Genomic DNA, 25,560 nt, shown 5'->3' with positions numbered 1-25,560 from the left:
CGGCGGCGTCCTGGGGGGCGGCCTCCGCCCTGTGCGGAGGAGCGGGTTCCTGGGCATCGGCCCTCGTCCCGTCCGGGCCGGCGGCCTCCGTTCCGTCCGGGCCGGCGGGCTGCGGGGGTGCGGCCTCCGTTCCGTCCGGGCGAGCGGGCTGCGGGGGTGCGGCCTTCTGGGCTGCGGCCTCCGCCGCCTCCCCGCTCACCGGCACACCGCCAGCGCGTCCAGGGCCACCGCGCCCTGCCCGCGCCCCAGCACCACCAGCGGGTTGATGTCCAGCTCCGTCAGGTCGTCGCCCAGCTCCAGGGCCATGCGCTGGACCCGCAGCACCACTTCGACGAGGGCGTCCACATCGACGGGGGGCCCGCCGCGTACCCCCTCCAGCAGGGCCCGGCCGCGCAGCTCGCCGAGCATGTCCCGGGCCTGCTGCTCGCCGAACGGCGGCACCCGGACCGCCGCGTCGTGCAGCACCTCCACCAGGACCCCGCCGAGCCCCACCGTGACGGTCGGGCCGAAGAGCGCGTCGTGGGTCACCCCGACCATCATCTCGACGCCCCGGTCGATCATCTGGCAGACCAGGATGCCGTCCAGGTCCACGGACTCGTACCGGGCGATGTCGGTCAGCTCGCGGTAGGCGTCGCGGACCTGGCTGGCCGACGTGAGGCCGACCTTCACCAGGCCCAGCTCCGTCTTGTGGGCGAGCCGGGGCCCGGAGGCCTTCATCACCACCGGGTAGCCGACCGGGCCGGCCGCCCGTACCGCCGCCGCCGCGCTGGTCACCAGCTGCTCGCGCGGAACCCGGATCCCGTACGCGCGCAGGAGCTGCTTCGCCGCGTGCTCGCTGAGCTGCTGTCCCGGCCGCAGCAGGCCCTGCGCCTTGCGGAAGGAGGGCGACGGGGTGCGCGGCGCGTCCTCGAAGGGGGAGCTGTAGCGGTCGGTGAAGCGGTGGTGGTCCAGATAGGCCTTCACCGCGGTGACGCAGTTGCGAGCCGTACGGAAGGTGGCGAGCCGGGAGGAGCCCAGCAGGGTGGTGCGGTAGGCGTCCTCGGTGCCGACGGGGGAGCCCCAGACCACGCAGACCAGCTTCTCCGTGGCCTCCGCCGCGTCCGCCAGGTCCTGGGCGAGCCGGTCGCTCATCGGAGGGAAGGGGCCGGTGATGGGGCAGATCAGCACCCCGACCGACGGGTCCGCGAGGATCGCGTCGATGATCTTCCGGCCGCGCCAGTCGCCGACCGGGTGGCCGCCGTTGTCGATGGGGTTGGCGACGTTCAGGTAGCCGGGTATCCAGGTGTGCAGCTCGTCCTGCTTGGCGGCGGAGAGAGCGGGCAGCGAGAGCCCCGCCGCCGTCGCCAGGTCCGCGAAGTGCGCGCCGGTGCCGCCGGAGATCGAGTACACGGCGACCCCCTCGGCCTGCGGCGGCCGGGCGCGGGCCAACAGGGCCGCGGTGTCCTGGAGTTCGTCCAGACCGTCCACCCGGATCACCCCGAACTGCCGCATCGCCGCGTCCACCACGTCGTCCGCCCCGGTCAGCTTGCCGGTGTGCGAGGCGGCGGTCCTGGCCCCGGCCTCCGTGCGACCCACCTTGACGGCGACGACGGGGACCTTGGCACGGGCTGCCCGGTCGGCGGCGAGCAGGAAGGAACGGCCGTCCCTGAGCCCCTCGACGTAACAGGCGATGGCTCCGACCTCGGGGAGCTGGGCGAAGTACGCGAGGAAGTCGGCGGTCTCCAGATCGGCCTCGTTGCCCGTGGGGGCCCAGTGGGAGAGCCGGATGCCCAGCTCCTGGAGGGCGTGGAGCGGGCGGCCCTGGTGCCCGGACTGGGTGATCAGGGCGATGGCGGGGCCTTCCAGGTCCTCCCGGAACTTCTCGAAGGCGTTCAGGTTGGTGTTCGGCCCGAGCAGGCGCAGCCCGGAGCGTTCCACGGCCGCCGCCAGCCGGGTCTGGGCCTCCGCGCCCGCCTCCCCGGTCTCGGCGAACCCGGAGGCGAAGGCGACGGCGAAGGGCACCTTGGCCTCGCCCAGCTCCTCGATCACCGGGAGCGGGTCAGCGACCAGCAGGACCGCGAGGTCGACCGGCTCGGGCACGTCGGCGACCGAGGGGAAGCAGTCCCGGCCGAACACGGCCGCGCGGGTCGGGTGCACCGGGTGCAGCCGGGCCCCGACCCGGTCGGCCCAGGCGATGAGCTGCCGGGTGATGCCGGTGTTGGGGCGGCCCTCGGCGTCCGAGGCGCCGACGACGGCCACGGACCGGGGCCGGAAGAAGCGGTCCAGGTCGGGCACGGTCAGGTGCAGCGGTCGCCCGCTGACGTCGAGGCCGCCCCGGGCCGAGGCCGTCGGAAGGCTGACGACGGCGGCGTGCGGCTCCTCGCCGCAGGCCACCACCCGGGCACGGAAGTCGGTGGTGAGGGTGCCGTGAGTCGATCCAAGCATCGTTCCGCCCACTCCTGCTCGATGGCCCACCGGTGAACAGGCGGGGCCGGCCGGTTAGCTGACACACTGTCAGGTTACTGAACTGACGCTGCGTCAGGAATGGGCGTGCAGGCAAAGGCTCCCGTGAGCGCCGGGCGGTCGAGCGGGCGGAGCCTCTCGTGGTCACGGAGAGGCATTCCGTGGCGTAGGGTGGTGTTTACCGACGCGGGGTGGAGCAGCTCGGTAGCTCGCTGGGCTCATAACCCAGAGGTCGCAGGTTCAAATCCTGTCCCCGCTACTGAAGAACACGACCGAGGCCCGGATCCCTGTGGATCCGGGCCTCGGCTGTTTCCCCGGTGGAGACACCGGACCGCCGGAGTGCTGGAGCACCGGACCGCCGGAGTGCTGGAACCCCGGAACACCGAAGTGCCGAAGTGCCGCTTCCGCCGGACGCTCGGACATCCTTTCCGGTCACTGAGCCATGGGCGGGGGCCGCCGCACCGGGCGAGGCTGGTGCCATGACGCACACAGACACGACCTCCGCGCCGCAACCCGTACTCGTGATCGGCGGCACTGGCAAGACCGGCCGCCGGGTGGTGGCCCGCCTCCGTGAGCTGGGGGTGGAGACCCGGGCGGCCTCGCGGTCCGGCGACACTCCCTTCGACTGGGCGGACCCCACCACCTGGGCGCCCGCCCTGGACGGGGCCGCCGCCGTGTACATCACCCCGCTCGACACCTCCCCCTCCCCGACACCCGCCTTCGTCGAACAGGCCGTCGCGAGCGGGGTGCGGCGGCTGGTGCTGCTCTCGGCGCGGGGCACGGACGAGCCCGGCTTCTTCGGCCCCGGTTACGAGGACGGCGGCCCGCACGGCGAGGGGGAACGGGCCGTACGCGCCTCCGGCGTGACCTGGACGATCCTTAGGCCCGGCTGGTTCGCGCAGAACTTCAGCGAGGGCGTCTTCCTCGACGGCGTACGCGGCGGCGAACTGGCCCTGCCGACCGGGGACGGGAAGGCCGCGTTCGTGGATGCCGACGACATCGCGGAGGTGGCCGTCGCCGCGCTCACCGAGGACGGTCACGCGGGCCAGGAGTACGGACTATCGGGCCCCCGCGCGCTCGGCATCGACGACGTCCTGGACGAGATCGCGAAGGAGACCGGGAAGCGCGCCGCGTACGTCCGCGTCGACACGGCAGCCTTCCGGGCCGGGCTCGTCGCCCAGGGCTTCCCGGAGGTGGAGGCCGGACTCTGGACGGACGCGCTGTACCCGATCATCACGAGCGGGGAGGCGCCCGTCCTGGACGGGGTGCGCCGGGCGCTCGGCCGGGAGCCGCGTGACTTCGCCGAGTTCGTCCGGGAGGCGGCGGCGCGGGGCGCCTGGGGCTGAGCCCTTCGGCGCCCGGGGGCCGGTTCCCCGATTCGGACGTACCGGTGACCGGCGGTTCGTATCCTTCGCACATGCGTGCCGTGTGGGTGGGAACCGTTCTGACGGCCGGGCTGGTGCTGTGGTTCGGCTGGGGCCTGGCCGGGCTGGTGAGCGTGGGGTGCGACTGGGACCCCAAGGGCTGCGGTGTCCCGGAAGGGGGCGGCACGTACTTCACCGCGATCATGGCCGCGCCCTGGCCGCTGGGCATCATGGTCAAGGCGGGGCTCTACCGCGGGGACTGGCGCCGCACCCTGAGCTACCCGGCCGGAGCGGTTCCGGGGGCCGCGGTCGCCCTGGGCATGGGCACCTCTGCCGGCCACTGGGTCGTGGCGATCGTCCTCGTGCTGATCGGCGCCCTCGTTCCGTGGCTGGCCCGGTACAACAGCGACGCGGTCCGCGACGTCAGGCGTCGGGAGCGCGAGCGCCGCTCGCAGGAAGAGCGACGGGAGCGGGCGCGTGTGCGGAGGAGGGAGCGCCGTCGCGAACGGCGCCGGAGCCGGAGCAGCGCGACGTGAGCGCAACCGGCCCGCCCCGCCCACGCACTCCGCCGTAGAGGCCGGCCCGCCTCCCGCAGGCGGCCCGCCACCCCGCCTCCCGCAGGCGGCGGGCCCGGGAAGCCGGCCCGTCGCCCCGCCTCCGTCGCCCCGCCTCCGTCGCCCCGCCTCCGTCGCCCCGCCTCCGCCGCCCCGCCTCCGCCGCCCCGCCTCCGCCGGCCCGTGGGGCGGCTCACCCCGCCGGGGCGGCCGTCCCCACCGGGTCGGCTGCCGCCGCCGCCCGCCGGAACGCGGTCGGGCTCTCGCCGCGCAGCCGCTTGAACGCCGCGCTGAAGCCGAACGCGTCCGCGTAGCCGACCCGCCGGGCCACGGCCGCCACCGTCAGTTCCGGGCGGGTCAGCAGGTCGGCCGCGAGCGTCATCCGCCAGGCGGTCAGATAGGCCACCGGCCCCTCCCCGACCAGCTCGGTGAACCGCTTCGCCAGGGTCGTCCGGGAGACCCCCGCCCGGACCGCCAGCTCCGCAGTCGTCCAGGGATGCGACGGGTCCGCGTGCATCGCCCGCAGGGCCGGCCCCGCCACCTGGTCGCCGAGCGCCCCGTACCACCCCGGCGGATCCGCCTCAGGCCGGTCGAACCAGTCGCGCAGCGTGCACACCAGCAACCAGTCCAGCAGCCGGTCGAGCACGATCTGTTCGCCCGGGCGCCCGCCGCCGATCTGCCCCTCCAGGTAGTCGCGCATCGGCGCGCAATCCTGCTCGTCGGGCACCACGAGGGCGGGCGGGAGCGCCTGGAGGAGCCGCTGGGGCACCTGGGCCCGTACGTCGTAGGTGGCGGCCAACAGCACGGTGGGGAAGTCGAGTTCGGATCCAGGTTCGGGTCCAGGTCCAGGTCCGGGTCCGGCTTTCGGTGCGGGTGCGCTGTCCTGGGTCGCGCCCCTGCCCACCGCGCGTACGCGTACGCCACCGACCCGGCGGCCCGTCCCCGTACCGCCCGCCGGGTCGTCGGTGAAGACGAACGGGGCCGGGCCGCGGACGATCGCCGCTTCGCCGACCCTCACCCGCAGCGGCTCGCCGCCCTCCGGCACGATCCACCCCCCGCCCCGCATCGGCAGGCACAGGGTCAGATACGCCCCGTCGGTGAACCGCACCGACCACGGCGCGCGCAGCACCGAACGGCCGAACACCGCGCCACTGCCCCGCACGCCCCGCAACAGCTCGTCGAACACGTCCATGACGCCACTGTAGGCAGAGCCGGCCGTGCTCCGGACGCTCACCTATGCACGGCGGACGGACGCCCATGGGCCCGCCGGGTCCGCCGCGATGGACTGGGCCCATGACGACGAAGAGCACGCACCGCGGTCCGTCCGGGATCCTCGTCCTCGGCGGCACCGGCAAGACCGGCCGCCGGGTCGTGGACCGGCTGCGCACGACCGGAACCACCACGGTTCGCCCCGCCTCCCGCTCCGGTGAGGTCCGGTTCGACTGGGCCCTCCCCGACACCTGGGAGCCCGCCCTCGCCGGGGCCGAGGCGCTCTATCTGGTCGCCCCCGACGACCCGTCCCCCGTGAAGGAGTTCGTGACCCGCGCCGAGGCCTCCGGGGTCCGCCGCTTCGTGGTCCTGTCCGGCCACGGCATCGAGCACGCGGGAGAGGGCTTCGGCCGGGGCATGGCGGCGGCGGAGGACGCGGCCCGGGAGTCCGGGGCCGAGTGGACCCTCCTGCGCCCCAACAACTTCTTCCAGAACTTCGACGAGGACCTGTGGCGGACCCCGCTCCGCGAGGGCCGCCTCGGCCTGCCGATCGGGGACGTCCCCGAACCCTTCGTCGACGCCGACGACGTGGCGGCGGTCGCGGTGGCCGTCCTCACCGAGGACGGCCACGCGGGCCGCACGTACACACTGTCCGGCCCCCGCGCCCTCACCTTCGCCGGGGCCGCGGAGACCATCGCCCGCGCGACCGGCCGCCCCGTCCGCTACGAGGAACTGAGTCCCGAGGCGTACCGCGCGGAACTCCTCGCCCAGGGGTGGCCGGAGGCCGCCGCCGACTCCCTGGGCGCGATGTTCGCCCTGCACCGCGCGGGCCACTCGGCCGAGGTGACCGACGGCGTCCGCCAGGTGCTCGGCCGGGAGGCCGCCGACCTGGAACCGTGGGCGCGGCGCATCGCGGCCACGCGGGCCTGGGCGTAGGCCCGGTCCGCCCGGTGCGCGGGCCCGTTACGCGACCTGCCCCACCTGGTAGCCGCCGGCCGGGTACTGGAGCATGACGTTCAGCCGGTTGAAGGTGTTGATCAGCGCGATCAGCGAGACGAGAGCGAGGAGCTGCTCCTCGTCGTAGTGCTTGGCGGCGTTCGCCCAGACGTCGTCCGGGACCCCGCCCGCCGCGTCCGCGATGCGGGTGCCCTGCTCCGTCAGCTCCAGCGCGGCGCGCTCGGCGTCGGTGAAGACGGTGGCCTCCCGCCACGCGGCGATCAGGTTCAGGCGCAGCGAGGTCTCCCCGGCCGCCGCGGCTTCTTTGGTGTGCATGTCCAGGCAGCCGCCGCAGCCGTTGATCTGGCTCGCGCGGATCTTCACCAGCTCCTGCGTCACGGCGGGCAGCGTCGTGTCCTCGACGATCTTGCCCGCCGAGACCAGGTGCTTCACGAGCTTGCCCGTGACCGGGCTGGCGAAGGCGTTGATTCGGGCGTTCATGGTGTGCTCCCTCTGCTGTCGTCACTGGCTTCACAGACAGGACGGAACAGGCCCCCGGGGATGTGACATCCGGGGGAGGGGAGTGACCGGCGTCACCCCGAGCGCGGTGCGGGAGGCCGCTCACGCCCGGGGCCGACCTCGGCCACGCGGGGCTTCCGGGTCCTCAGGGCGACGCCCGGGCCACTCTCTTCGCGATCTTCTCGGCGTCCAGGGCCATTTCGCGGAGCATCCCGCTGATCGGGTTGGTGAAGCCGGTGAAGTAGAGCCCCGGGGCGCCCTTCGGTGAGCGTCCGCCGCGGGCGACCGGGCGGCCCCGCCCGTCCAGGACGTCCAGGTGGCCGAGCAGCGGCTCCAGCGCCCGGTCGTAGCCGGTGGCGGCGATGACGGCGTCCGGGGTGAGGCGGGTGCCGTCGGCCAGGACCACGGTGTCCCGGTCGAAGGAGGCGACCGTCGCCACCGGGGTGACCGCGCCGGACCTGACCGCGTCGATCAACCCGGCGTCCTGGACCGGGATCGCGCCCTGGCGTACCCGGGAGTACAGGCCGGTGTCGGGGCGGGGGAGGCCCTGGGCGGCCAGGTCGGGCACGGCTATCCGGCACATCACGGCCCCGGCGCGGTCGACGAGCCGCACCGGGAGACGGCGGACCAGGATGCCGGTGGCCTGGGCCGGCCAGCCCGCGGTGGAGCGGCGGACGATGTGCGGGACCGTCCGGACCGCGATGCGGACCCGGGACGCGCCGCCCTCGGCGAGGTCCGCGGCGATCTCCGCGCCCGTGTTGCCGATGCCGACGACCAGGACGTCCCGGTCGGCGTACGGGGCCGGGGCGCGGTACGCCGCCGCGTGCAGCAGTTCGCCCGTGTACGTGTCGCGGCCCGGCCAGTCGGGGATGCGCGGCGTGTGGTTGAAGCCGGTGGCGACGACGACCGCGCGGCCCCGCAGGGCCCGTCCGCCCGTCGCCCTGAGCTGCCAGTCGCCGGAGCCGTCGGGGGCCCGGTCGATCCTCGTCACCTCGACGCCGGTGACCACTTCAAGACCGTGGTGCTCGGTGTACTTCTCCAGATACCGCACCACGTCGTCCCGGCCCACCCACCGCCCGAACCTGCGCGGCATCCGCAGCCCCGGCAGGGCCGACCAGCGGCGGGTCGTGTGCAGGCGCAGCCGGTCGTAGTGGCCGCGCCAGGACGCGCCGACCCGGTCCGACTTCTCCAGCACCACGGTCCGTACGCCCCGGGCGCGCAGCGCGGCGGCGGCGGCGAGGCCTCCGGGGCCGCCGCCGATCACGTAGACGGGACGGTCGTCCGTACGGTCGGTGAGGGAGGCGGCGTCACTGCCTGTGGGGGACGGGCTGTTGGGCATGGTTCGGAGCGTAATCGTCCGCTCTGTTGATGGGTCTCGGTCAAGAGCGAAATCGATTGCGAATTGATCACGGACGGGGGTCGGTTGAACGCGGTCGGGGGTCGGTGCAGTACGGGTGGGGGCCGGTTCGTCACGGGTGGGGGCCGGTTGGTCAAGGGCGGGGGCCGGGGGCGGTCAGAACCGCTGCCAGCGCATCGGCCCGGGCGGCGGCGACGGCAGGGTCGGTGCCGGTCGCGGCGACCATGCCCCACCGTCGCGGTACGCAGGCCACGGCCTCCAGCAGTGCGCCGGGCGCTGCCATGGACCGGGCCGTCGTCGTCATCTGATGGAGCGTCCGGTCCGCCGGCGGCAGGAAGACACGGGTCGCCGCGTACGGCTCGTCGATCCCCTGCTCCCGGGCGCGGTCCCGGAAGGTGCGCAGGCTCTCGGCGCCGTGCGCGGAGAGGTTGAAGTCGATCGCCCCGACGAGGAGACGGTCGCCGAACGCGCCGCCGAGCCGGCCCACGGCGAAGTCGATGCCGCCGGTGACGAGTCCTCCGTGGCTGCCGTCCGCGACGCTCTCCGGGCCCTGGAAAGCCGCCCGGACGGCCTCCAGCGCGGTGCGGACGGTCCGGTAGGCGTCCCGGGGCAGCCCGAGAGCGGTCCAGCCGGCCTCGTCGACGTAGTCGTTGCCCCGCCAGGAGTAGCCGTCCAGCATCTGGAGGGTCAGCCCTTCGGCGACCTGACCGTGGCGGATGTGCCCCGACGGCACGACGGGGACGCGGCGGGCCGCCGGTGAGCCGGGCCGCGGGGAGTCCGTTTCCGAGGAGCCGGGCTCGGGGGAGCCGGGCTCGGGGGAGCCGGGCTCGGGGGAGCCGGGCCGCGAAGAGTCCGTTCCCGAGGAGCCGGGCCGGGAGGAGCCGGGCTCGGCCTTCTCCTCGCCCAGGGAGACGGTGAGGAAGGTGACCCAGGCCTCCAGGAGGTGGTCGTCCCCGACGGCGTGCGCGGTCCGGGCCTCCGCGGCCAGCCGGTCGGTGTCGGCGAGGTCCAGGTTGCCCACGATGCGCGCCCCGTCGCCCGCGTCGGCGGGCTTGAGCGCGGCCCGGTCCAGGCCGTACCGGGTGCGGAGCAGCGAGGCGGCGTCGAGCACACCGGCGACGAAGGCGTCCCGGTCGACGCCGGTCCGGGCGATCGTGTAGCCCGGGAGGACCGGGACGGTCAGTCCCAGCCGCTGATGGGCCCGGCCGAGCCGCTGCTCGGCGGCGAGCAGTTCCTCGGGGGGCAGTTCTAGCGCGGACGCGGGCAACGCGCGGGCGGCGGCCACCGTGGGGTGGATGTGGTTCTTCCGGTTCCATTCGGTGGCGACCGCCGGGCTGTTGGCGTCCGTGGCCAGCTCGGCCAGCCCGGTCCTGCGGAGCAGCCAGAGCAGGAAGATCTGTGTCTCCACGTCCAGCGCGTACAGCCGGACCACCGCGTCGGGCCGGTCGCGCAGCCAGTCGATGACGTGGCGCAGGGGGGTGTCGGCCCCCTCCTCGTGGGCCTCCGCCATCAGCAGCAGGGCATGGGTGAGGTAATAGTGGTCCAGGTCGCCGATGTGGACGGCGGGGACGCCCCGGAGCGCCGCGGCCTCGGCCCAGGGCGCGGTACGGCCCAGGGTGAGGTCGTCGGGGGTCCCCAGATACACCGATCTGGCTTCGACGTACGTCGTCACGTCGTGGGGTTCCTGGCCGCTCAGCAGAGCGGCCAGGTCCCCGTCGAACGCCTTGAGCAGGGGCGTGGTGGTGTGCAGCAGGAGCGACGGGGCGGTGCTGCCCGGCTGGGCCCGGTACGGCCGCACCACCTCGCCGGCGGCCCTCGCCACGGCCGCGGTGTCCATGCCGAGAAGCCGTTTGGCGCTCTCCGCGACCCGTGTCCCGTCCCAGACCCGGTGTCCGGTGAAGAAGCCTTCCCAGCGTGCCTTTTGGCCGTCTCGTGCGGAGCAGACGGAGGCGGCGACGGGTGAGAGCACCGTGTTCCCTTTCGGCGATGACGTTTCCGGTTTTCCCGTGCTCCGGCTCCCGGTTCCCGGCTCCCGGTTTCCTTTGCGTTCCGGGTACCGGGTTCCGGGGTTCCCGGGTTCCGGATTTCGGGGTTTCCCGGTTTTCCGGTGCGGTCCGTCAGTTGCGGACCGTGGTGAATACCACCGTTACGTAGGGTAGCTCGAAGGTGTTGCCGCTTTTCAGTTCCGGGTGCACGGTGGCGAGTTCGCGTATGCGTTCCTCGATTTCTCGGCGGCGTTCCGGAGAGGACGTCAGGTAGTACGACCGTGATTTTATGAGGGTGACGAGGGAATCGATCGTCTTCGTCTCGGAGTGCGGGAAGAATCCCTGTTCGACGGCCCCGAACTGCGGCCCGAACGTGGGGTCGCGCAGCCAGCCGGTGAGCCATTCGGTGTCCTGGGCGCGCAGCGCCTTCAGCGCGCCGTGCAGCATGATCGCCGCCGGGGTGCGCGGGTCGGTCCCGGTGTCCTCGTCGGCGAGGATCCCGGAGAGCGCCGCCGACCAGGGGACCTCTTCGTCGCGGAGGTTCCAGAGGGTCGCCAGGACTCCGCCGGGGCGCAGTACACGCGCTATCTCCCCGTGGGCGGGGGCGGGATCGAACCAGTGGTAGGCGTGGCTGACCAGCACCGCGTCCAGGCTGGCGTCGGGCAGCGGGATACTCTCGGCGCTGCCGGCCAGGGCCTCGGCCCCCGGGGCGGTGGCGGTGACACGGGCGCGCATCGCGTCGTCCGGCTCGACCGCCCGCGTCCGGTGACCTTCGGCGGCCAGGACCCGGGTGAGCAGGCCGGTGCCCGCGCCGAGGTCCAGCACGTCGCGCGGTTCGGTCCCCAGGACCCACCGGACGCTCTCGACGGGATATCCCGGCCGGGTGGTCTCGTAGGCGTCGACCCCGTCACCGAAGGAACTGCCTCGCTGCTGCCATGCCGTCGTGCCGTCCACGGCTTCTTCGTCCGTCATTCGGGGAGCGTCCGTCATTCCGGGAGCCTCGCATCCTTCTGTCCGTAGAACATACGGAGTCGATTCGGGTGATAGTCGATGTGCATCGGGTGGCTTTCCCCGCGAAGTGCCGCGGCCACGGCCTCGGCGGTCACGGGAGCCTGGGCGAATCCGCCCGTGTTGTGACCGCCGGTGATGAGGAGAAGCCCGCCCCCGGCGGTCCTCGCGGTCTCGAAGACCGGAAGGCTCGAAGCGGTCCAGGGCCGCACGCAATACCTTCTGCTCCGCTCCAGCAGACCGGATCGGCGGGCCGCGTCGAACGCGTCGGGGAAGAAGGACGAGGCCGTGTCCTCGACCGCCGCGTAGAGAGCTTCGAGCTGGGTGGGATCGACGTTGTCCGGGTCGGCGCCCGTCCAGCCGTAGCCCGATCCGACGGTGAGGAAGGAGCGGCCGTCCGGCCCCTCGGTGACGGTGACGTTGGCGTCGGCCGCCGTGTGCCCGCTCCTCGTGATCTTCAGGGAGTTCCTCAGCCCCCGGCCGGGATCGGGGAGGGTGAGCCAGGCGCCGACCATGCCGTGGATCAGCCCGGCGGAGGCGGTGCCGCGCAGCAGCGCCTCCCCGTAGGCGCCGGGGGAGAGGACGTAGTGGTCGGCGCGGACCGTCTCGCCGTCGCGGAGGCTGATCCCGTCCGGCGCGCCGCCCTCGCCCGGGACGAGGGCGTCCACCGGCCGCCCCCAGTGGAAGACCGCCCCCGCCCGCTCGGCCGCGTCGGCCACGGCGCCGAGGAACCGGTGCACCTGCACGGTGAACCCGTTCACCTCGATGCCGCCGACGAAGGCCCCCGCCCGGTGCGCCGCGGCCAGCGCCGGGTGGCGGGCGCTGATCCGGTCGGCGGACAGGATCTCGAAGTGCCGTTCGGTGAGGGAGCGTTGACGCACCACATGGGCTTCCAGCACGTCCTGATCGCTGTAGACGCGCAGGATGCCCTCCCGCAGGCCGACTCCGTCGAACAGCTCCGGAGCGTCGTGCCGGAGCTCCCGCCACAGCCGGTCGGAGGCGAGGTTGTAGCCCAGGACGTCCTCGGTGAAGGACCGGGCCAGCCAGCCGGGCACCCGGGCGTTGTCCTCGGTCCAGGCCCTCTCGGCCGGTCCGATGCGGGCCAGGTCGGCCAGGCCCCAGCCCTGGTCCTTCACCGGCCGGGTGAAGGGCGGGGGCCCGCCCCCGGGGCTCGCGAAATAGCCGTCGGCCTCGGTGAGCGTGAACATCCGGGCGTCGCCGCCGCCCCTGCTGCATCCGAAGGATGCCCACGGCGCGTCGGACCGGGGGTCGGGGCCGCTGTCGTAGAAGGTCACGCGGTGACCGGCCCGGAGCAGTCGCAGTCCGGTCAGCAGGTTCACCACGCCGGCGCCCACCAGGACGACCGACGCCGCTTCCGGCCGGACGGCGCCGAGGTGCCCGGCGAGCACCGGCCCGACCCGCTCGGCCAGAAAGCGGCGTTCGGCCGTGGCGAGCGCCCGTGCGTAGAGGTCCGCCGGGGGCTCGGCCGCCCCGGCCGACGGGCACGCGGTCACGCGTAATCGGGATCGGGCCGGTCCGGCCCCGGGTAATCGGCGGGCGGACGGGCGGTGGACGCGCCCGGCACTCCCGCGTGCCCCGCCCGTTCCGGCCGCCCGGTCCAGGAGGACGACGAGGAGCGGACGCTCTCCCGCCACCGCACTCCAGGCGGCCGTCTCGGCGGCAGCGGGCATGGACCGGGTGAGCAGGACGTCCGGCCGGAACCGGGCCAGCGCCCGACCGCGGAGGGCACCCGGCCGAGCCCCCAGCGTGGGGCGGTGCAGTACGTGGGCGCCGTTCAGCAGCGGCTCGACGGAGGTCGGCACCGGATGATCCAGCAGAACCAGCAAGAGGCCTCCTCTGCAGGCTGGTTGGTCAGTTTCCAAGCGGTCGGGCGGCGAAACGCCGAGGGGGTCCGGTGGCCGGATTTACGACGTTCTACGTCTCGGAATCCCGGCGGCGGGCCTCCCGCGCCGCAGACCGCGGCCGACGCCGAGCGACGCCCCCACATGCTCCCGGCACGTGCCACGCCTCCTCCCCCTTGCGCCGGGCCCTCGAATCCGCTGAACTGACGTACCGTCAGAAACCGTTCTCCGGAGGCCCGATGCAGACGATCTGGCTCAGCGGCGCCGAATGGCTCGCCGTCCTGCGCATAGGCCTCGGCCTGTGGTGGCTGGAGAGCTGGCGGCACAAGGACAAGAAGGGCTGGTTCGAGCGCGGCACGGGCATCGCCTGGGCGGCGGACGTCGCGGGCAAGCACCGCTGGGGCGTGGTGCGCACGGGCTTCCGGCGGGTCGTCGCACCGCGCCCGAAGGCGATGGCCTACATCGTCGTCTACGCGGAACTGGCCCTCGGTCTAGGCCTGGTGGCGGGGTTCCTGACCCCGGTCGCCCTGGTCGCCGGGCTTCTCCTCAACCTGCTCTACCTGGTCCTGATGATCCACGACTGGGCCGAGCAGGGACAGAACGCGATGATGGCGCTGATCTCCCTGGTGGCCCTGTTCGCCATGGCCTGGCAGACCTGGTCCCTGGACTCCGCCCTCGGACTGCTCCCGTGACCCCGCGGTGCGCGGCGGCCCCGCGCTTCGACCTCCCCGAGCCGGACCCCTTCACCCGCCCCTACTGGGACGCGGCGGCGGAGGGACACCTGCTCCTGCGCCGCTGCGGCGGATGCGGCCGGGCCCACCACTACCCGCGCGAGTTCTGCCCGTACTGCTGGAGCGAGGACGTCGGGTGGGAGCGCGCGAGCGGGGAGGCGGCCCTGTACACCTGGTCCGTCGTCCACCGCAACGACCTGCCGCCCTTCGGCTCCCGCGTCCCGTACGTCGCGGCCGTCGTCGACCTCGCCGAGGGGCCCCGGATGATGACGGAGGTCGTGGAGTGCGCGCACGACGGCCTGCGGATCGGGATGGGGCTGACGGTCACGTTCCGGGGCGCCGGGGAGGGCGAGAACGGCGAGCACGTGGCGGTGTTCCGGCCTCGGGGCTGACCGCCCTCCTTGCTCACCCGCCCTCCGCCGCCGCCGGGGCGAGCTGGGCCAGCACCAGCCCGTGCAGCAGCTCCGCGTCCACGAACTCGTCCTCCTCCGGCGCCCCGCACCGCCAGCTCAGCGGATACGTGTTGCCGTCCGGGGCGGGGATGCCCACCCACTGGTCGCGCGCGGCCGGCCCGAAGCACTTCGCGCCGGGCGGCCAGTCGTACCCCTCGCTCGCGCCCGGCGGGATCAGGAAGTACGTCCACCGTGCCCCCGCCATCTCCCGCACTACAGGGCCCGGCTCGCCGTCCGTCAAGGAGGCCAGATGCTGGAGCACGGCCTCGCCCCGGACACCCCGGAGCCTGATGGCGTCGAAGTAGATACCGGAGAGGTGCAGTTGGTGCCCGGCGACGGGTACCCATTCGGGGTGTTTCTTGCTCGTCATGGCTATGAGCATTCCGGCGACTGCGTAGCGTGACCAGCAGGACACGGTCCACATCGACGTGATGTGGGGAGGGTGGTGATGGCTGTGGGGACGAGTGGCGAGCTGACACACGGACGGCGGCTGGTGGGAGAGCTGATCCGTATCCACCGGGTACGGGCCGGGCTCACGCAGAAGGCGGCGGCGGATCAGCTGCTGATCTCGGAGTCGCTGATGGGCGCGGTCGAGCGGGCGGAACGCATCCCCTCGCGCGACCTGCTGACGGACGCCGAGCGGGCGTTCGCGGCGGGCGGGGCGCTGGCGGCGTGCGGCGAGTTGGTGGACGAGGAGAAGTACCCGCCGAAGTTCCTGGACTGGGCGCGGCTGGAACGGCTCGCGCGGGTCATCAGCGCGTACGAGACGATGCTGATCCCGGGCCTGCTCCAGACGGAGGCGTACGCGAACGCGCTGTTCCGGTCGCACGTACCGGCTTACTCGGAGGCCGACCTAGTCCGGCTAGTTGAAGCCCGACTGGAACGGCACGCGGTGCTGACCCGGAAGCCGCCGCCGCGCATCGGGTACGTCATCGAGGAGTCGGTCCTGGACCGGACGCTGGGCGGGCCGGAGGTGCTGAAGGAGCAGTTGCGGCACCTGCTCGACTGCGTCGATCGGTTCAACCACCTGACGGTGCAGGTGATGCCGTCGGACCAGCACACGCACGCGGGGTTGATGGGGCCCATGCAGTTGATGTCCACGGCGGAAGGGCGCAATCTGCTGTACGTGGAGGGGCAGGGCGGCGGTAGGTTGATCTCGAAGCCGGAGCAGGTGAGCGATCAGCTCGACCTCTTCGGCATCCTGCGGGCCCAGGCGCTCAACCCCTGGAAGTCGGCGGAGATCATCGAGACGAAGGTGAGACAACTGTGAGCCACGGGCCCGGACTGACCTGGTTCAAGTCCAGCTACAGCGGCAATACGGGCGAAGCCTGCATCGAAGTCGCCTACGACTGGCACAAGTCCAGCTACAGCAACAACGAAGGCGCTGCCTGCGTCGAGGTCGCCACCTGCCCCCACACCGTCCACGTCCGCGACTCCAAGGTCACCGACGGGCCCACCTTCGCCGTCGCCCCGGCCGCCTGGACCGTGTTCCTGGGCCACGCCGCCACCGCCAACGGCTGAGGCTCAACGGCTGAGGCCGGTGCCGCTACGCCTCAGCGGGGCCGCAGCCCCAGGGTGAGGCGGGCCGGGAGCAGCGTCGTCCGTACGTCCGGGAGTGGGTCCATGTGCTCCACCGTGAAGCGGAACCGGGCCACGAGGGTGGACAGGACGGTCGCCAGCTCCAGGTCCGCCAGCGCCTTGCCGACGCACCAGCGGCTGCCGATCCCGTACGGGAGGTACTCCCCGGCGGCCGGCTGGAGCAACTCCCAGCGGTGCGGGCGGAACGCCGAGGGGTCGGTGAAGACGGGTGCGGTGCGGTGCATGACGTACGGCGAGATCATGACCGCCGCGCCCGCCGGGAGGCGCCAGTCGCCGCAGGTCTGCTCGCCGTTGGCCGTGCGCAGGATCAGCCAGTTGGGCGGCCACAGGCGCAGTGACTCGGCGATCGTCCAGCGCAGGATGTCCGGGATGGTGCCACCGCCGAGCGGATCCACGGCGGCGGCGCACTCCTCGGCCACGTCCGGCTCACGCGCCAGCGCCACCAGGGCCCAGGTGACAGCGGCGGCCGGGACCCGGTACGAGGCGAGGCCGTTGGAGACGAGCATGCGGACCGTCGCCTCGCCGTCCAGCCCGGCGGCGGCCAGTGACGCGACGAGCCCGCCCTCGCCCGGCCCGGCGAGCACCCGGCGCAGCTCCTCCTCAAGCTTCTTCTGCGCGCTGACCGACCGGCGGTAGCGGGGCAGGAAGCGGCGCACGGCGGGTGGGAAGTGGAAGGGGCTGCTGATCAGCGGGGTGAGCGAGTTCAGCAGGTCGCCGGTACGCCGGGCGGCGGCCCCGGCGTCGCGGGTGCCGAAGCAGAACCGGGCGAACGAGCGGGCGGACAGCTGCTCCAGCTCGGCGACGGGATCGATGACCGAGGACCGGGTCCGCCAGCGGTCGCACAGCCGGCCGGTCTCCTCCTCCAGCCAGGCCCGGTGGGCCTCCACAGCGCCGGGAGCCATGCCCTTCTGGGTGGCCCGCCGGCCCCGCATCCACGCTTCGGTGGCCGGATCGCCGCGCTCGCCGCTGACCTCGTCGCGCCGGATGTTGCCAGTGACGAGGAAGTCGGTGTTGGTGCGGCGGAGTACGTCGTGGACGGCGGCCGGGTCGTTCACCAGGACGGTGCCCCCGGTCAGCTCCACCACCGGTCCGTGCCGCTCGACCGAGGCCAGGAGATGGCCGAGGCGGTCCTTCTCGTAACTCTCCATCAGCCCGGCCTGCGTCGCGCCCGTACGGACCGGCGGCCGGGGCGTGGTCTGTTCGGTCAACGGTGACACCCCTGGGTCGGAGGACGGCCCGGCCCCGACAGGCGGGGCCGGGCCGTCATCGGGCCTGACGTGCTACGGGATCCAGGGGTAGGCCCCGGCGGCTCCCTTGGTCGTGAAGCCGAACTTGCTCGCAGCCTTGTACAGAATGCGCTTAGCCATCAGACACCTCCTCATACATGGGGAACATCGACAGTGTGGCCACCGTCGTCAGCGATAGAGACCTAGCCCAAAGGGGCTGCGTATAAACGGAGTTACGGGAGAAGGTCCGGCAACTCGCTGTTACAGAGGGAGGCTTGGCGGCTAGGGTGACCGGACGAGCCGCCGGGACTCACCGACCCATCGACCCACGGACCCGCAAACCCACCGACCCACCGACCCACGGTTCGCTGCCACGCCTCATCGGGGGGAGCTGCTGTGACGGACCAGGCCGCGGTTGATCTGCTGGACATCGATCCCGCCTTCGGAACCGATCCTTACCCTGCCTACGCCGTGCTGCGGGCCAGAGGGCCCGTCCATGAGATCCGCGGAGGCGGCGAGGAGCGGTTCTGGCTCGTCGTCGGGCATGACGCCTGCCGGGAAGCGCTCGTCGACCCCCGGCTCAGCCGGGACTGGCGGCGCAACGGCCATCTGGCCACCGGTCTCGACGCACCGCCCGCCACGGACGGCCCCGGCAACGCCCACATGCTGCTGAGCGACCCGCCGGACCACACCCGGCTGCGGCGGCTGGCCGCCCGCGCGTTCACCCCGCGCCGCGTCGCCGCTCTCGCCCCGCGCATCCAGGAAGTCACCGACGGACTGGTGGACGGCATGCTCGCCGCCGAGGACCGTCGGGCCGACCTGGTGGACGCGCTCGCCTACCCGCTGCGGATCACCGTCATCTGCGAACTGCTCGGCATTCCGGAGCTGGACCGGGACGCCTTCAGGCGGTGGTCCGACGAGATCACCGCGCCCACCGGTGCGGAGGCGGCGCGGGCCGCGCAGGCGGAGGCGGTGCCGTATCTCGGCGGGTTGATCGCCGCCAAGCGCGAGGCGCCGGGGGACGACCTGCTCAGCGATCTGATCCATACGGTCGACGAGGGCGGGGACCGGATGAGCGAGGACGAACTGCTCTCGATGGCTCTCCTGCTGCTCCTGGCAGGACACGAGTCCACGGTGAACTTCCTCTGCAAAGGCGTCCGCGCCCTCTTTGCTCACCCCGAGCAGTTCGCCCTGCTCCGTGGCGACCTGGACGGCCTCGTGGAGGGGGCGGTGGAAGAGATGCTGCGCTACGACGCCCCGGTGGAGACCGCGCCGCCCCGGGTGGCCGTCGAGCCGGTGGAGATCGGCGGCCGGCTCGTCCCGGCGGGGGCCGTGGTCCTGATCGCCCTGGCCGACGCCGGGCGGGACCCCGCCCGTTCCACCGCCCCGGACCGCTTCGACATCCGGCGCACCGCCGCCGGGGACCGGGCGCACCTGGCGTTCGGCCACGGCGTCCACTACTGCCTGGGCGCACCGCTGGCCCGGCTGGAAGGGCGCATCGTCTTCCGCACCCTGCTCGGCCGCTGCCCGACGCTCGCCCCGGACGGGGCCGAGGGGGGCCGGATGTCGGGGCTGCTCGCGCGCGGAGAGCGGAAGGTGCCGGTCCGGTGGTGAGGGTGAGGCTCCGGAGTGCGGGCGCGGGCCTTCACAGCCCCGGCGCGCCCCACACCGGGAACCACCGGGACAGGTCCTTCTCCACCCGGAGGTCGTCCCCGAGGACGCCCCGCACCTGGAGCTCCAGTTGGTTGTCCCGTTTCTCGGCACCGCCGGGCAGCGGGGCGAACGGGTAGAACGTGCCGCGTTTGTAGAGGTAGACCAGCGCCAGCGACCGGCTCTCCGCGCCCTCCCCGTCCCTCCCGTCCCGGAAACCGATCAGCGAGCAGAGCAGGTGCGGGCCGAAGCCGCCGTCCTGGAGCAGCGTGTTCACCGCGTGGAGGTCGTTGACCAGGGCGGCGGAGTCGTCGGCGGGGTGGCGGGCGAGCAGCCAGGTGTAGCCGTACGCGTCCCGGCTGAACTCCACCGGGATGCCGCCGCGCTCCGTGTCCGCGTCCAGCAGTTCGCGTACGTCCTCCTGGAGCCGGGCGAAGCCGCCGCCCTCCACGCCCGCGAAGCAGACCGATCCCAGGCCGGTCGGTGCGAAGCCGGCGGCGGCCTGGAGGGTGAGGGCGGCGGAGGGGACGGCGAAGAGCTGGTCGAGGTCGGGGCGGACCGGTTTGCTCCGGCCGAGGATCGCGTCGAGCAGGCCCACGGGCGTAACTCCTCACTGTTCTTTACTGCGTGCTCAGCGGGACAGGCCGGCTCTTTGCTGCGTGCTCAGCGGGACAGGTCGGTGGAGATGCGGGACAGCTGGTCCAGGCGCTGCTCCAGCGTCGGGTGGGACGAGAACAGGCGGCCCAGGGACTCCTTCGCGGAGAACGCCGGCATGAAGTAGAACGCGTTGTACGGCTCCGCCTTCCGCAGGTCCTCGGTCGGGATGCGGGCCATCTGCCCGCTGACCTTCGTCAGGGCGGAGGCGAGCGCGGAGGGCCGGCCGGTGAGCAGGGCGGCGGCCCGGTCGGCGGACAGCTCGCGGTAGCGGGAGAGCAGCCGGGTCAGCAGGAAGCTGATCGCGTACACGACGGCGCTGATCAGCGGGATCAGCAGCAGGAGGATGCCCGCGGGGTCGTTGCCGGGCCTGCTGCGGGCGAAGCCGCCCCACAGGGCGATACGGGTGATGATGCCGGCCAGCACCCCGAGGAACGAGGCGATCGTCATGACGGCCACGTCCCGGTGCGCGACGTGCGACATCTCGTGGGCGAGGACGCCCTCCAGCTCCTCCGGCTCCAGTCTGCGCAGCAAACCCGTCGTCGCGCAGACCAGGGCCGTCTTCTCGCTGCGGCCGGTGGCGAACGCGTTCGGTACGTCGCTCTCGGCGATGGCCACCTTGGGCTTCGGCATGTCCGCCAGCGCGCAGATCCGGTCGATGGTGCCGTGCAGTTCGGGGGCCTGCTCGGGGGTGACCTCGCGGGCCCCCATGCCGTACGCGGCGATGCGGTCGCTGAACCAGAACTGGGCGATGAACAGGCCGCCCGTGATGACCAGGATGATCGGCCAGGAGCCCCGCAGGGCCGCGAGGAGCACGCCCACGAAGACGACGTAGAGCAGACCGATCAGGAACATGGTGGTGACCATGCGACCGGTCAGGCCCCGGTCGGGGGCGTAGCGCGAACGGGCTCGTGGCATCGGTGCCTCCCAACAGCTCACCTCTCACCTGCCTCCCATAGTGCCCCTTAACGGTGAGAACCGGATAAGCGTGCGGTCTGCACCGGTCGAGGGCGGAACGGTTCGGGGCCGCCCGCACCGGTCGGCGGCGGACCGGCTCGGGGGCCCCGCGCCGCTCACGGCCAGAGCAGCTCGCGCGTCCAGGAGCCGCCTGCCGGGCGCCGGTAGCGCAGCCGGATGTGGCGGCGCCGGGCGTCGCCCTGGAAGAACTCGACCTCGGCCGGCTCGACCACGTACCGGGTCCAGGTCGGAGCCTCCGTGTCCGGCTCCGCCCGCGCCCGGTCCCAGGCCGCGTCCGCCGCCAGGTGCAGCTCCGCCGCAGAGCCCACGACCTCGCTCTGCGACCCGGTCAGCGCGGCGGCGAGCGCCCCCGTGGACCGCGCGTGCAGGTCGGCGTGGCTCTCGGCGGGCGTGCAGCGGACGACCGGGCCCCGGATCCGTACCTGCCGACCTTGCGCGGGCCAGTAGAAGCCGAGGGCGGCGTGCGGGCGGGCGGCGAGCTGGTGGCCCTTGGCGCTGGTGGCGTGGGTGGCGAAGTGGAAGCCGCGCTCGTCGGCCTCGTGGAGGAGCAGCGTGCGTACGTCGGGGAGGCCCTCGGCGTCGGCGGTGGCCAGCGACATCGCGTGCGGCTCCGGCTGACCCGCAGCGACGACCTCGGCGAACCAGGCGTGGAAGAGGGGGACCGGGGCGGACGGGGCCGACGCCGGATCGAAGGACGGCAGCTCGGTGTCCCAGACGCGCTGGGCGCGCAGGAGGTCGCGGAAGTGGGGCGGGGCGGGGGAGTCGGCTTCGCTCATGGGCCCATTCCATCCGGTCCCGGCCGTGAGGGGGTAGTGGGGTGGGCGGCGGCGCGCCTCACGCGAACGCACTCGTCGACAACAACAGTTTACGGGCCGTCGAATGTTAACTACGGTTGTCGCATGACTGCATTCGGGATCACTCCGGAAGAACAGGTGGAGCTCGACAAGGCGCTCTATGACGCCCTCGACCCCCTCGCGTCGGCCATCCGCTCCCGGCTGTCGGGGCTGCCCGAGGACCGCAAGTGGGAGGCGGAGCCCGTCGAGGTGGCGTTGTCCGTCCTGGCCGCGTGGAAGGTCGTGGACACGGAGGTGAAGCGGCTGACGGCGATCGCGGCGGGCACGGCCGGGACGTATGGCGCGAGCTACGAACAGTTGGGGTCCGTATGGGGCATCACCCGGCAGGGCGCTCGGAAGAAGTGGCCCGAAGCCGTCAGCCGCCCGGCGGCCCCGGGATCGTCGACGAACCGGACCGTCGAACTGTGCGGCGGAACGGCCGAGCTGACTCGGGAGTCCACGTCCGGCGGCTGGCGGTGGACCGGCGTGGGTGCGGACGGGACGCGGGGGGCGGCCGACGCGGAGGTCTCGTACGCGACGCCGGAGGAAGCCGCCGCCCACGCGGGCGCCTTCCTGAAGGGGCACTCGCGGGTGGACGGCGCGGCGATGCGCCGTGAGGCGGACGACTTCTTCGGCACGGAGGATCGGGTCGGCCACGAGGACCCGTGGGGGCGCGGGGCGCAAGGGTGATTGAGGGGAGCGGGGGCGATTGAGCGGCGCCCGCTCGCGTGGGCGGCCACCCGCTCGCGCCTGCTCACCCCCGCCCCAGCACCACCGTCCCCGACGAGCAGAACCAGCCGCCCGTCCCCGAGGCCACCGCCAGCTCCGGGAGGCGGCCCCCGGCCTTGCGCACCTGGCGTTCGCCGGCCTCGCCGCGCAGTTGCCGTACCGCCTCCACCAGCAGGAACAGCCCCCGCATCCCGGGGTGGCAGGCGGACAGTCCGCCGCCGTCCGTGTTCACCGGGAGTTCGCCGCGCAGCCCCGTGCGGCCCTTCTCGACGAACGCGCCGCCCTCGCCCTTCGCGCAGAAGCCCAGGTCCTCCAGGGTCACCAGCGTCATGTACGTGAACGCGTCGTAGATCTCGGCCAGGTCGATGTCGGCGGGCCGCACCCCGGCCCGTTCGAAGGCCAGGCGGCCGGAGACGGCGGCGGGCGAGACCGTGAAGTCCTCCCACTCGGACATCGAGGAGTGCGAGACGTGCTCCCCGGTCCCCAGGATCCAGACGGGCCTTCTCGCCGTGTCGGGTACGTACTCCTCGGCGGCCAGCAGCACCGCGCAGCCCCCGTCGCTGCGGATGCAGCAGTGCAGCTTGGTGAACGGGTCCGCGATCATCGGGCCGGAGAGGACGTCGTCGACCGTGATCGGGTCCCGGAACATCGCCTCCGGGTTCGCCGCCGCGTTCGCCCGCGCCGTCACCGCCACCTCGGCGAGCTGTTCCAGTGACGTGCCGTACTCGTGCATGTGGCGGCGGGCGGCCATCGCGTACTTGGCGATCAGCGAGTGTCCGTACGGCACTTCGAACTGCGCCGGCCCCCGCGCCCCGAACGACAGGTTCGACGTGCGGCGGCCCGCCTTGATGTCGGCCCGGGCCGTCGACCCGTACACCAGGAGCACGGCACGGGCCCGGCCCGCGGCGATGGCGTCCGCCGCGTGGGCGGCCATCACCTCCCAGGTGGCGCCGCCCACCGCCGTGGAGTCGACCCAGGTGGGCCGCAGCCCCAGATACTCGGCGACCTCGACCGGGGCGAGCGTCCCGAGTCCGGCCGAGGCGAAGCCGTCGACGACCGAGCGGTCGAGGCCGGAGTCGGCGAGCGCGCGGCGGGCGGCCTGGGCGTGCAGGGCGTACGGGGTGGCGTCGTCGACCCGGCCGCAGTCCGCGAGAGCCACGCCGACGACGGCGACCCTGCGCGGACGGCAGGAGGCGGCCGGGGCGGAGCGGTCCGGGGCGGCGGATGACTGGCGGGAGCCGGCCGGGCGGGAGCCGGCCGGGGCAGAGGAGGAGGGGGAGGGAGCCGGGTCGGAGGGACCCGGGGCGGCGGAGGCCTGGCGGGAGGCAGCCAGGCCGGAGGGGGCCGGGCCGGAGGGGGCCGGGTCGGGAGAAGCCGGGCGGGAGGTAGCCGGGTCGGGGGAAGCCGGGGCTGAGGCCATGAATCTGACGGTACATCAGATAGTGGTGGCCGCCGCAACCGTTCGGGCACGACGGCTTCCGCCGCCCAAGCGCGTGCGGGACCCTGGGAAATGCCGCACCCCGCGCCTAACATGACGGCTCGTCAGATCAGGGGCCGGTCGTCGGCCCCTGGGTGGAAGGAGCCCGCAGATGGACGCCGCCTTCACCGCGGAACAGCACGAGATCCGCCGCACCCTGCGCGAACTGCTCGCCCGGAGCGCCGGCCCCGACGCGATCCCCGCCGCCGTGCGCACCGCCGAGGGCTACGACCCGGTTCTGTGGCGCAGGCTCGCCGGGGACCTCGGGCTGCCGGGGCTCGCCGTCGCGGAGGAGTACGGCGGGGCCGGGTGCACGGCCACCGAGCTGGCCCTCGCCTGCGAGGAGACCGGGCGTGCGCTGCTGCCCACACCGCTGCTCGCCACCGCCGCCCTCGCCGCACCCTTGATCGCCGCCCTCGGCACCCCGGACCAGCGGGCCGCCCTGCTGCCCCGGATCGCCGGCGGAACCCTGACCGCCTCCCTCGCCGTCCCCGGCGGCTCGCTCGCCACCGCCCTCGGCCTCACCGGCGACAACGCCGACGGGGCCTGGGCGGGCGGCGGCCGGGCCGGCGGCATCCAGGCCCGCGGACCCGGGGAGGGCGGCGGCCGGCGGCTCTACGGGGAGGCGGAACGGGTCCTGGACGGGCACAGCGCGGGGGTGCTCCTGGTCGCCGCCCACGCCGGGGGCTACCCGCGCAGCCGTACGCTCCTGTTCCTGGTGGACCCCGGAGCGGCGGGGCTGGCACGCACCCGGCTCACCGCGCTCGACGAGACCCGCCCGCTGGCCCGCGTCGAGCTGCGCGACACCCCGGCCGAGCTCCTCGGCGCGGACGACACCGCCGACGCGGCCGCCGCGCTCGCCGCCGCCGGACGCACCGCCGCCGCGATCCTCGCCGCCGAGGCGGTCGGGACGGCGGCGAGCGCCCTGGAGCGCACCGTGGAGTACGTGAAGGCGCGCGAACAGTTCGGCAGGGCCGTCGGTTCGTTCCAGGCCGTCAAACACCGCCTCGCCGACCTGTACGTACGCGTCGAGGCGGCCCGCTCCGCCGCGTACCACGCCGCCCGGGACCCGGAGGCCGGGCCGCTCGCGCTCGCCCAGGCCCTGGAGGCGGCCCGGATCACCACCGGTGAGGCCGTCCAGCTGCACGGCGGCATCGGCTTCACCTGGGAGCACGAGGCGCACCGGTACCTGAAGCGGGCGGCGGGCGACGAACTGCTCTTCGGCCCGGTCCACCGGCTGCGCGACCACGCGGCGCGGCGGGCCGGACTCTTCGGGCCCGACCGGATGCCGCTCGCTGCGGCACCCGGGGCGGGCGTCCGATGACCGCCGCCCGCGGTGTGCGTCTGGTCCAGAAGGTCTCCTCGACCCGCGCGTTCGGGCGGATCGCCCCGCACGTGGTTCCCGCCCTGGACCGGGCCGTGCACCGGCTCACCCGGGGAAAGGTGCTGCTCAGCGCCCGGATGCTGCCGGGGCTCGTCCTCACGGTGCCGGGGGCGCGCACGGGCCGGCCGAGGACCACGCCACTGGCCTGCATGCCGGAGGGCGAGGTGGAGGGCAGCTGGATCCTGGTCGGCAGCAACTTCGGGCGCCCGGGTCACCCGGCCTGGACCGCCAATCTGCTGGCCCGCGGGGGCGAGGCCGTCGTCAACTGGCGCGGCCGGGACATCCCGGTGCGCGCGAGCCTGCTGGAGGGCGAGGACCGGGAGCGGGTGTGGCAGGCCGCACTCGCGTTCTGGCCGCCGTACGCGGCGTACCAGCGGCGGCTGGAGCGGCAGATCCGGCTGTTCCGGCTGGAGCGCCGGTAGCGGGGGTGAGCCCGATGGCCCGTCCTGGTCCTCCGGGAACGAGGCAGGGCGGCCCCGGCGCGACCCCGCCTCCGGGAACACCGACGGCGGACCACCCGCAGGGTGCCTGGGTGGTCCGCCGTCGGTGAGACAGGACGTGGGGCGTCCGGGCGAGCGGGTGCCCGCCCGGTGGCGTGGGGCGTCCGGGGC

Annotated in this window: 24 protein-coding genes and 1 tRNA gene; 12 read left to right on the top strand and 13 right to left on the bottom strand. The window is 73.7% G+C overall.

Annotation, left to right across the window (positions count from 1 at the left end; translation table 11 throughout):
- Positions 1–195: 195 nt before the first annotated feature.
- Entirely contained in the window at positions 196–2,424 is a 2,229-nt protein-coding gene (locus AB0F29_RS30625; RefSeq protein WP_361878746.1) for an acetate--CoA ligase family protein, read from the bottom strand.
- Positions 2,425–2,627: 203 nt separating this feature from the next.
- Here AB0F29_RS30625 and AB0F29_RS30620 point away from each other — a divergent pair.
- The 3 genes from AB0F29_RS30620 (at position 2,628) to AB0F29_RS30610 (ending at position 4,342) form a co-directional block, all read left to right on the top strand.
- Positions 2,628–2,701, top strand: a tRNA-Met gene (locus AB0F29_RS30620).
- 220 nt (positions 2,702–2,921) lie between these two features.
- Positions 2,922–3,788, top strand: coding sequence for an NAD(P)H-binding protein (locus AB0F29_RS30615; RefSeq protein WP_361878743.1), 867 nt, complete (start codon positions 2,922–2,924; stop codon positions 3,786–3,788).
- A gap of 71 nt (positions 3,789–3,859) precedes the next feature.
- Entirely contained in the window at positions 3,860–4,342 is a 483-nt protein-coding gene (locus AB0F29_RS30610; protein WP_361878740.1) for a hypothetical protein, read from the top strand.
- 211 nt (positions 4,343–4,553) lie between these two features.
- On the opposite strand, the gene AB0F29_RS30605 is transcribed toward AB0F29_RS30610, so the two are convergent.
- Positions 4,554–5,552 (bottom strand): AraC family transcriptional regulator, encoded by a 999-nt coding sequence (locus AB0F29_RS30605; RefSeq protein WP_361878737.1) that lies wholly within the window; start codon positions 5,550–5,552, stop codon positions 4,554–4,556.
- 101 nt (positions 5,553–5,653) lie between these two features.
- On the opposite strand from AB0F29_RS30605, the gene AB0F29_RS30600 reads away from it, so the two are divergent.
- On the top strand, positions 5,654–6,505 hold the full coding sequence (locus tag AB0F29_RS30600) for an NAD(P)H-binding protein (RefSeq protein ID WP_361878734.1): 852 nt from the start codon (positions 5,654–5,656) through the stop codon (positions 6,503–6,505).
- Positions 6,506–6,532: 27 nt separating this feature from the next.
- On the opposite strand, the gene AB0F29_RS30595 is transcribed toward AB0F29_RS30600, so the two are convergent.
- From AB0F29_RS30595 to AB0F29_RS30575, 5 genes are all read right to left on the bottom strand, one after another.
- Positions 6,533–7,006, bottom strand: coding sequence for a carboxymuconolactone decarboxylase family protein (locus AB0F29_RS30595; RefSeq protein WP_361878731.1), 474 nt, complete (start codon positions 7,004–7,006; stop codon positions 6,533–6,535).
- A gap of 163 nt (positions 7,007–7,169) precedes the next feature.
- Positions 7,170–8,363, bottom strand: a complete 1,194-nt coding sequence (locus AB0F29_RS30590; protein WP_361878728.1) for an NAD(P)/FAD-dependent oxidoreductase — start codon at positions 8,361–8,363, stop codon at positions 7,170–7,172.
- A gap of 151 nt (positions 8,364–8,514) precedes the next feature.
- A complete protein-coding gene (locus AB0F29_RS30585; RefSeq protein ID WP_361878725.1) occupies positions 8,515–10,350 on the bottom strand; it encodes a hypothetical protein in 1,836 nt (611 codons plus the stop codon).
- A 148-nt stretch (positions 10,351–10,498) separates the two neighbouring features.
- Positions 10,499–11,338, bottom strand: coding sequence for a class I SAM-dependent methyltransferase (locus AB0F29_RS30580; protein WP_361878722.1), 840 nt, complete (start codon positions 11,336–11,338; stop codon positions 10,499–10,501).
- 14 nt (positions 11,339–11,352) lie between these two features.
- Positions 11,353–13,221 carry an FAD-dependent oxidoreductase gene (locus tag AB0F29_RS30575; RefSeq protein WP_361878719.1) on the bottom strand — a complete coding sequence of 623 codons (1,869 nt, stop codon included), beginning with the start codon at positions 13,219–13,221 and terminating at the stop codon, positions 11,353–11,355.
- 254 nt (positions 13,222–13,475) lie between these two features.
- On the opposite strand from AB0F29_RS30575, the gene AB0F29_RS30570 reads away from it, so the two are divergent.
- Positions 13,476–13,928 (top strand): DoxX family protein, encoded by a 453-nt coding sequence (locus AB0F29_RS30570; protein WP_361878716.1) that lies wholly within the window; start codon positions 13,476–13,478, stop codon positions 13,926–13,928.
- The gene (locus tag AB0F29_RS30565; RefSeq protein WP_361878713.1) at positions 13,925–14,359 is read left to right on the top strand and encodes a Zn-ribbon domain-containing OB-fold protein; all 435 of its coding nucleotides are present in this window, start codon (positions 13,925–13,927) and stop codon (positions 14,357–14,359) included. The genes AB0F29_RS30570 and AB0F29_RS30565 overlap by 4 nt, the downstream gene beginning before the upstream one ends.
- Positions 14,360–14,372: 13 nt before the next feature.
- On the opposite strand, the gene AB0F29_RS30560 is transcribed toward AB0F29_RS30565, so the two are convergent.
- Entirely contained in the window at positions 14,373–14,789 is a 417-nt protein-coding gene (locus tag AB0F29_RS30560) for a hypothetical protein (protein ID WP_361878710.1), read from the bottom strand.
- A gap of 78 nt (positions 14,790–14,867) precedes the next feature.
- Here AB0F29_RS30560 and AB0F29_RS30555 point away from each other — a divergent pair, with 78 nt between their 5' ends.
- Together AB0F29_RS30555 and AB0F29_RS30550 are read left to right on the top strand one after the other, a co-directional pair.
- Positions 14,868–15,689, top strand: coding sequence for a helix-turn-helix transcriptional regulator (locus tag AB0F29_RS30555; protein ID WP_361878707.1), 822 nt, complete (start codon positions 14,868–14,870; stop codon positions 15,687–15,689).
- The gene (locus AB0F29_RS30550) at positions 15,686–15,940 is read left to right on the top strand and encodes a DUF397 domain-containing protein (RefSeq protein WP_361878704.1); all 255 of its coding nucleotides are present in this window, start codon (positions 15,686–15,688) and stop codon (positions 15,938–15,940) included. The genes AB0F29_RS30555 and AB0F29_RS30550 overlap by 4 nt, the downstream gene beginning before the upstream one ends.
- A gap of 32 nt (positions 15,941–15,972) precedes the next feature.
- Here AB0F29_RS30550 and AB0F29_RS30545 read toward each other — a convergent pair whose 3' ends face one another.
- Positions 15,973–17,226, bottom strand: a complete 1,254-nt coding sequence (locus tag AB0F29_RS30545) for a cytochrome P450 (protein WP_361878701.1) — start codon at positions 17,224–17,226, stop codon at positions 15,973–15,975.
- 414 nt (positions 17,227–17,640) lie between these two features.
- Here AB0F29_RS30545 and AB0F29_RS30540 point away from each other — a divergent pair, with 414 nt between their 5' ends.
- Positions 17,641–18,858: a cytochrome P450 gene (locus AB0F29_RS30540; protein WP_361878698.1), complete on the top strand. Its 1,218-nt coding sequence runs from the start codon at positions 17,641–17,643 to the stop codon at positions 18,856–18,858.
- A 31-nt stretch (positions 18,859–18,889) separates the two neighbouring features.
- Here the strand turns inward: AB0F29_RS30540 and AB0F29_RS30535 are convergent, their stop codons facing one another.
- The 3 genes from AB0F29_RS30535 to AB0F29_RS30525 all read right to left on the bottom strand — a co-directional run bounded on the left by AB0F29_RS30535 (position 18,890) and on the right by AB0F29_RS30525 (position 21,302).
- Entirely contained in the window at positions 18,890–19,492 is a 603-nt protein-coding gene (locus AB0F29_RS30535; protein ID WP_361878695.1) for a hypothetical protein, read from the bottom strand.
- Positions 19,493–19,557: 65 nt separating this feature from the next.
- Entirely contained in the window at positions 19,558–20,466 is a 909-nt protein-coding gene (gene htpX, locus AB0F29_RS30530; RefSeq protein ID WP_361878692.1) for a zinc metalloprotease HtpX, read from the bottom strand.
- Between the two features lie 155 nt (positions 20,467–20,621).
- Positions 20,622–21,302: a pyridoxal 5'-phosphate synthase gene (locus AB0F29_RS30525; RefSeq protein ID WP_361878689.1), complete on the bottom strand. Its 681-nt coding sequence runs from the start codon at positions 21,300–21,302 to the stop codon at positions 20,622–20,624.
- A gap of 123 nt (positions 21,303–21,425) precedes the next feature.
- Here AB0F29_RS30525 and AB0F29_RS30520 point away from each other — a divergent pair, with 123 nt between their 5' ends.
- Positions 21,426–22,049, top strand: a complete 624-nt coding sequence (locus tag AB0F29_RS30520) for a hypothetical protein (protein WP_361878686.1) — start codon at positions 21,426–21,428, stop codon at positions 22,047–22,049.
- Between the two features lie 64 nt (positions 22,050–22,113).
- Here the strand turns inward: AB0F29_RS30520 and AB0F29_RS30515 are convergent, their stop codons facing one another.
- The gene (locus AB0F29_RS30515; RefSeq protein WP_361878822.1) at positions 22,114–23,247 is read right to left on the bottom strand and encodes an acetyl-CoA acetyltransferase; all 1,134 of its coding nucleotides are present in this window, start codon (positions 23,245–23,247) and stop codon (positions 22,114–22,116) included.
- 430 nt (positions 23,248–23,677) lie between these two features.
- Here AB0F29_RS30515 and AB0F29_RS30510 point away from each other — a divergent pair, with 430 nt between their 5' ends.
- Positions 23,678–24,889: an acyl-CoA dehydrogenase family protein gene (locus tag AB0F29_RS30510; protein ID WP_361878683.1), complete on the top strand. Its 1,212-nt coding sequence runs from the start codon at positions 23,678–23,680 to the stop codon at positions 24,887–24,889.
- On the top strand, positions 24,886–25,371 hold the full coding sequence (locus AB0F29_RS30505; RefSeq protein ID WP_361878680.1) for a nitroreductase family deazaflavin-dependent oxidoreductase: 486 nt from the start codon (positions 24,886–24,888) through the stop codon (positions 25,369–25,371). Before AB0F29_RS30510 ends, AB0F29_RS30505 begins: the two co-directional genes overlap by 4 nt.
- Positions 25,372–25,560 lie beyond the last annotated feature (189 nt).

The organism is Streptomyces sp. NPDC026589 (assembly GCF_040638385.1).
Taxonomy (GTDB): domain Bacteria; phylum Actinomycetota; class Actinomycetes; order Streptomycetales; family Streptomycetaceae; genus Streptomyces.
This window is presented reverse-complemented; position numbering and strand designations above follow the sequence as displayed.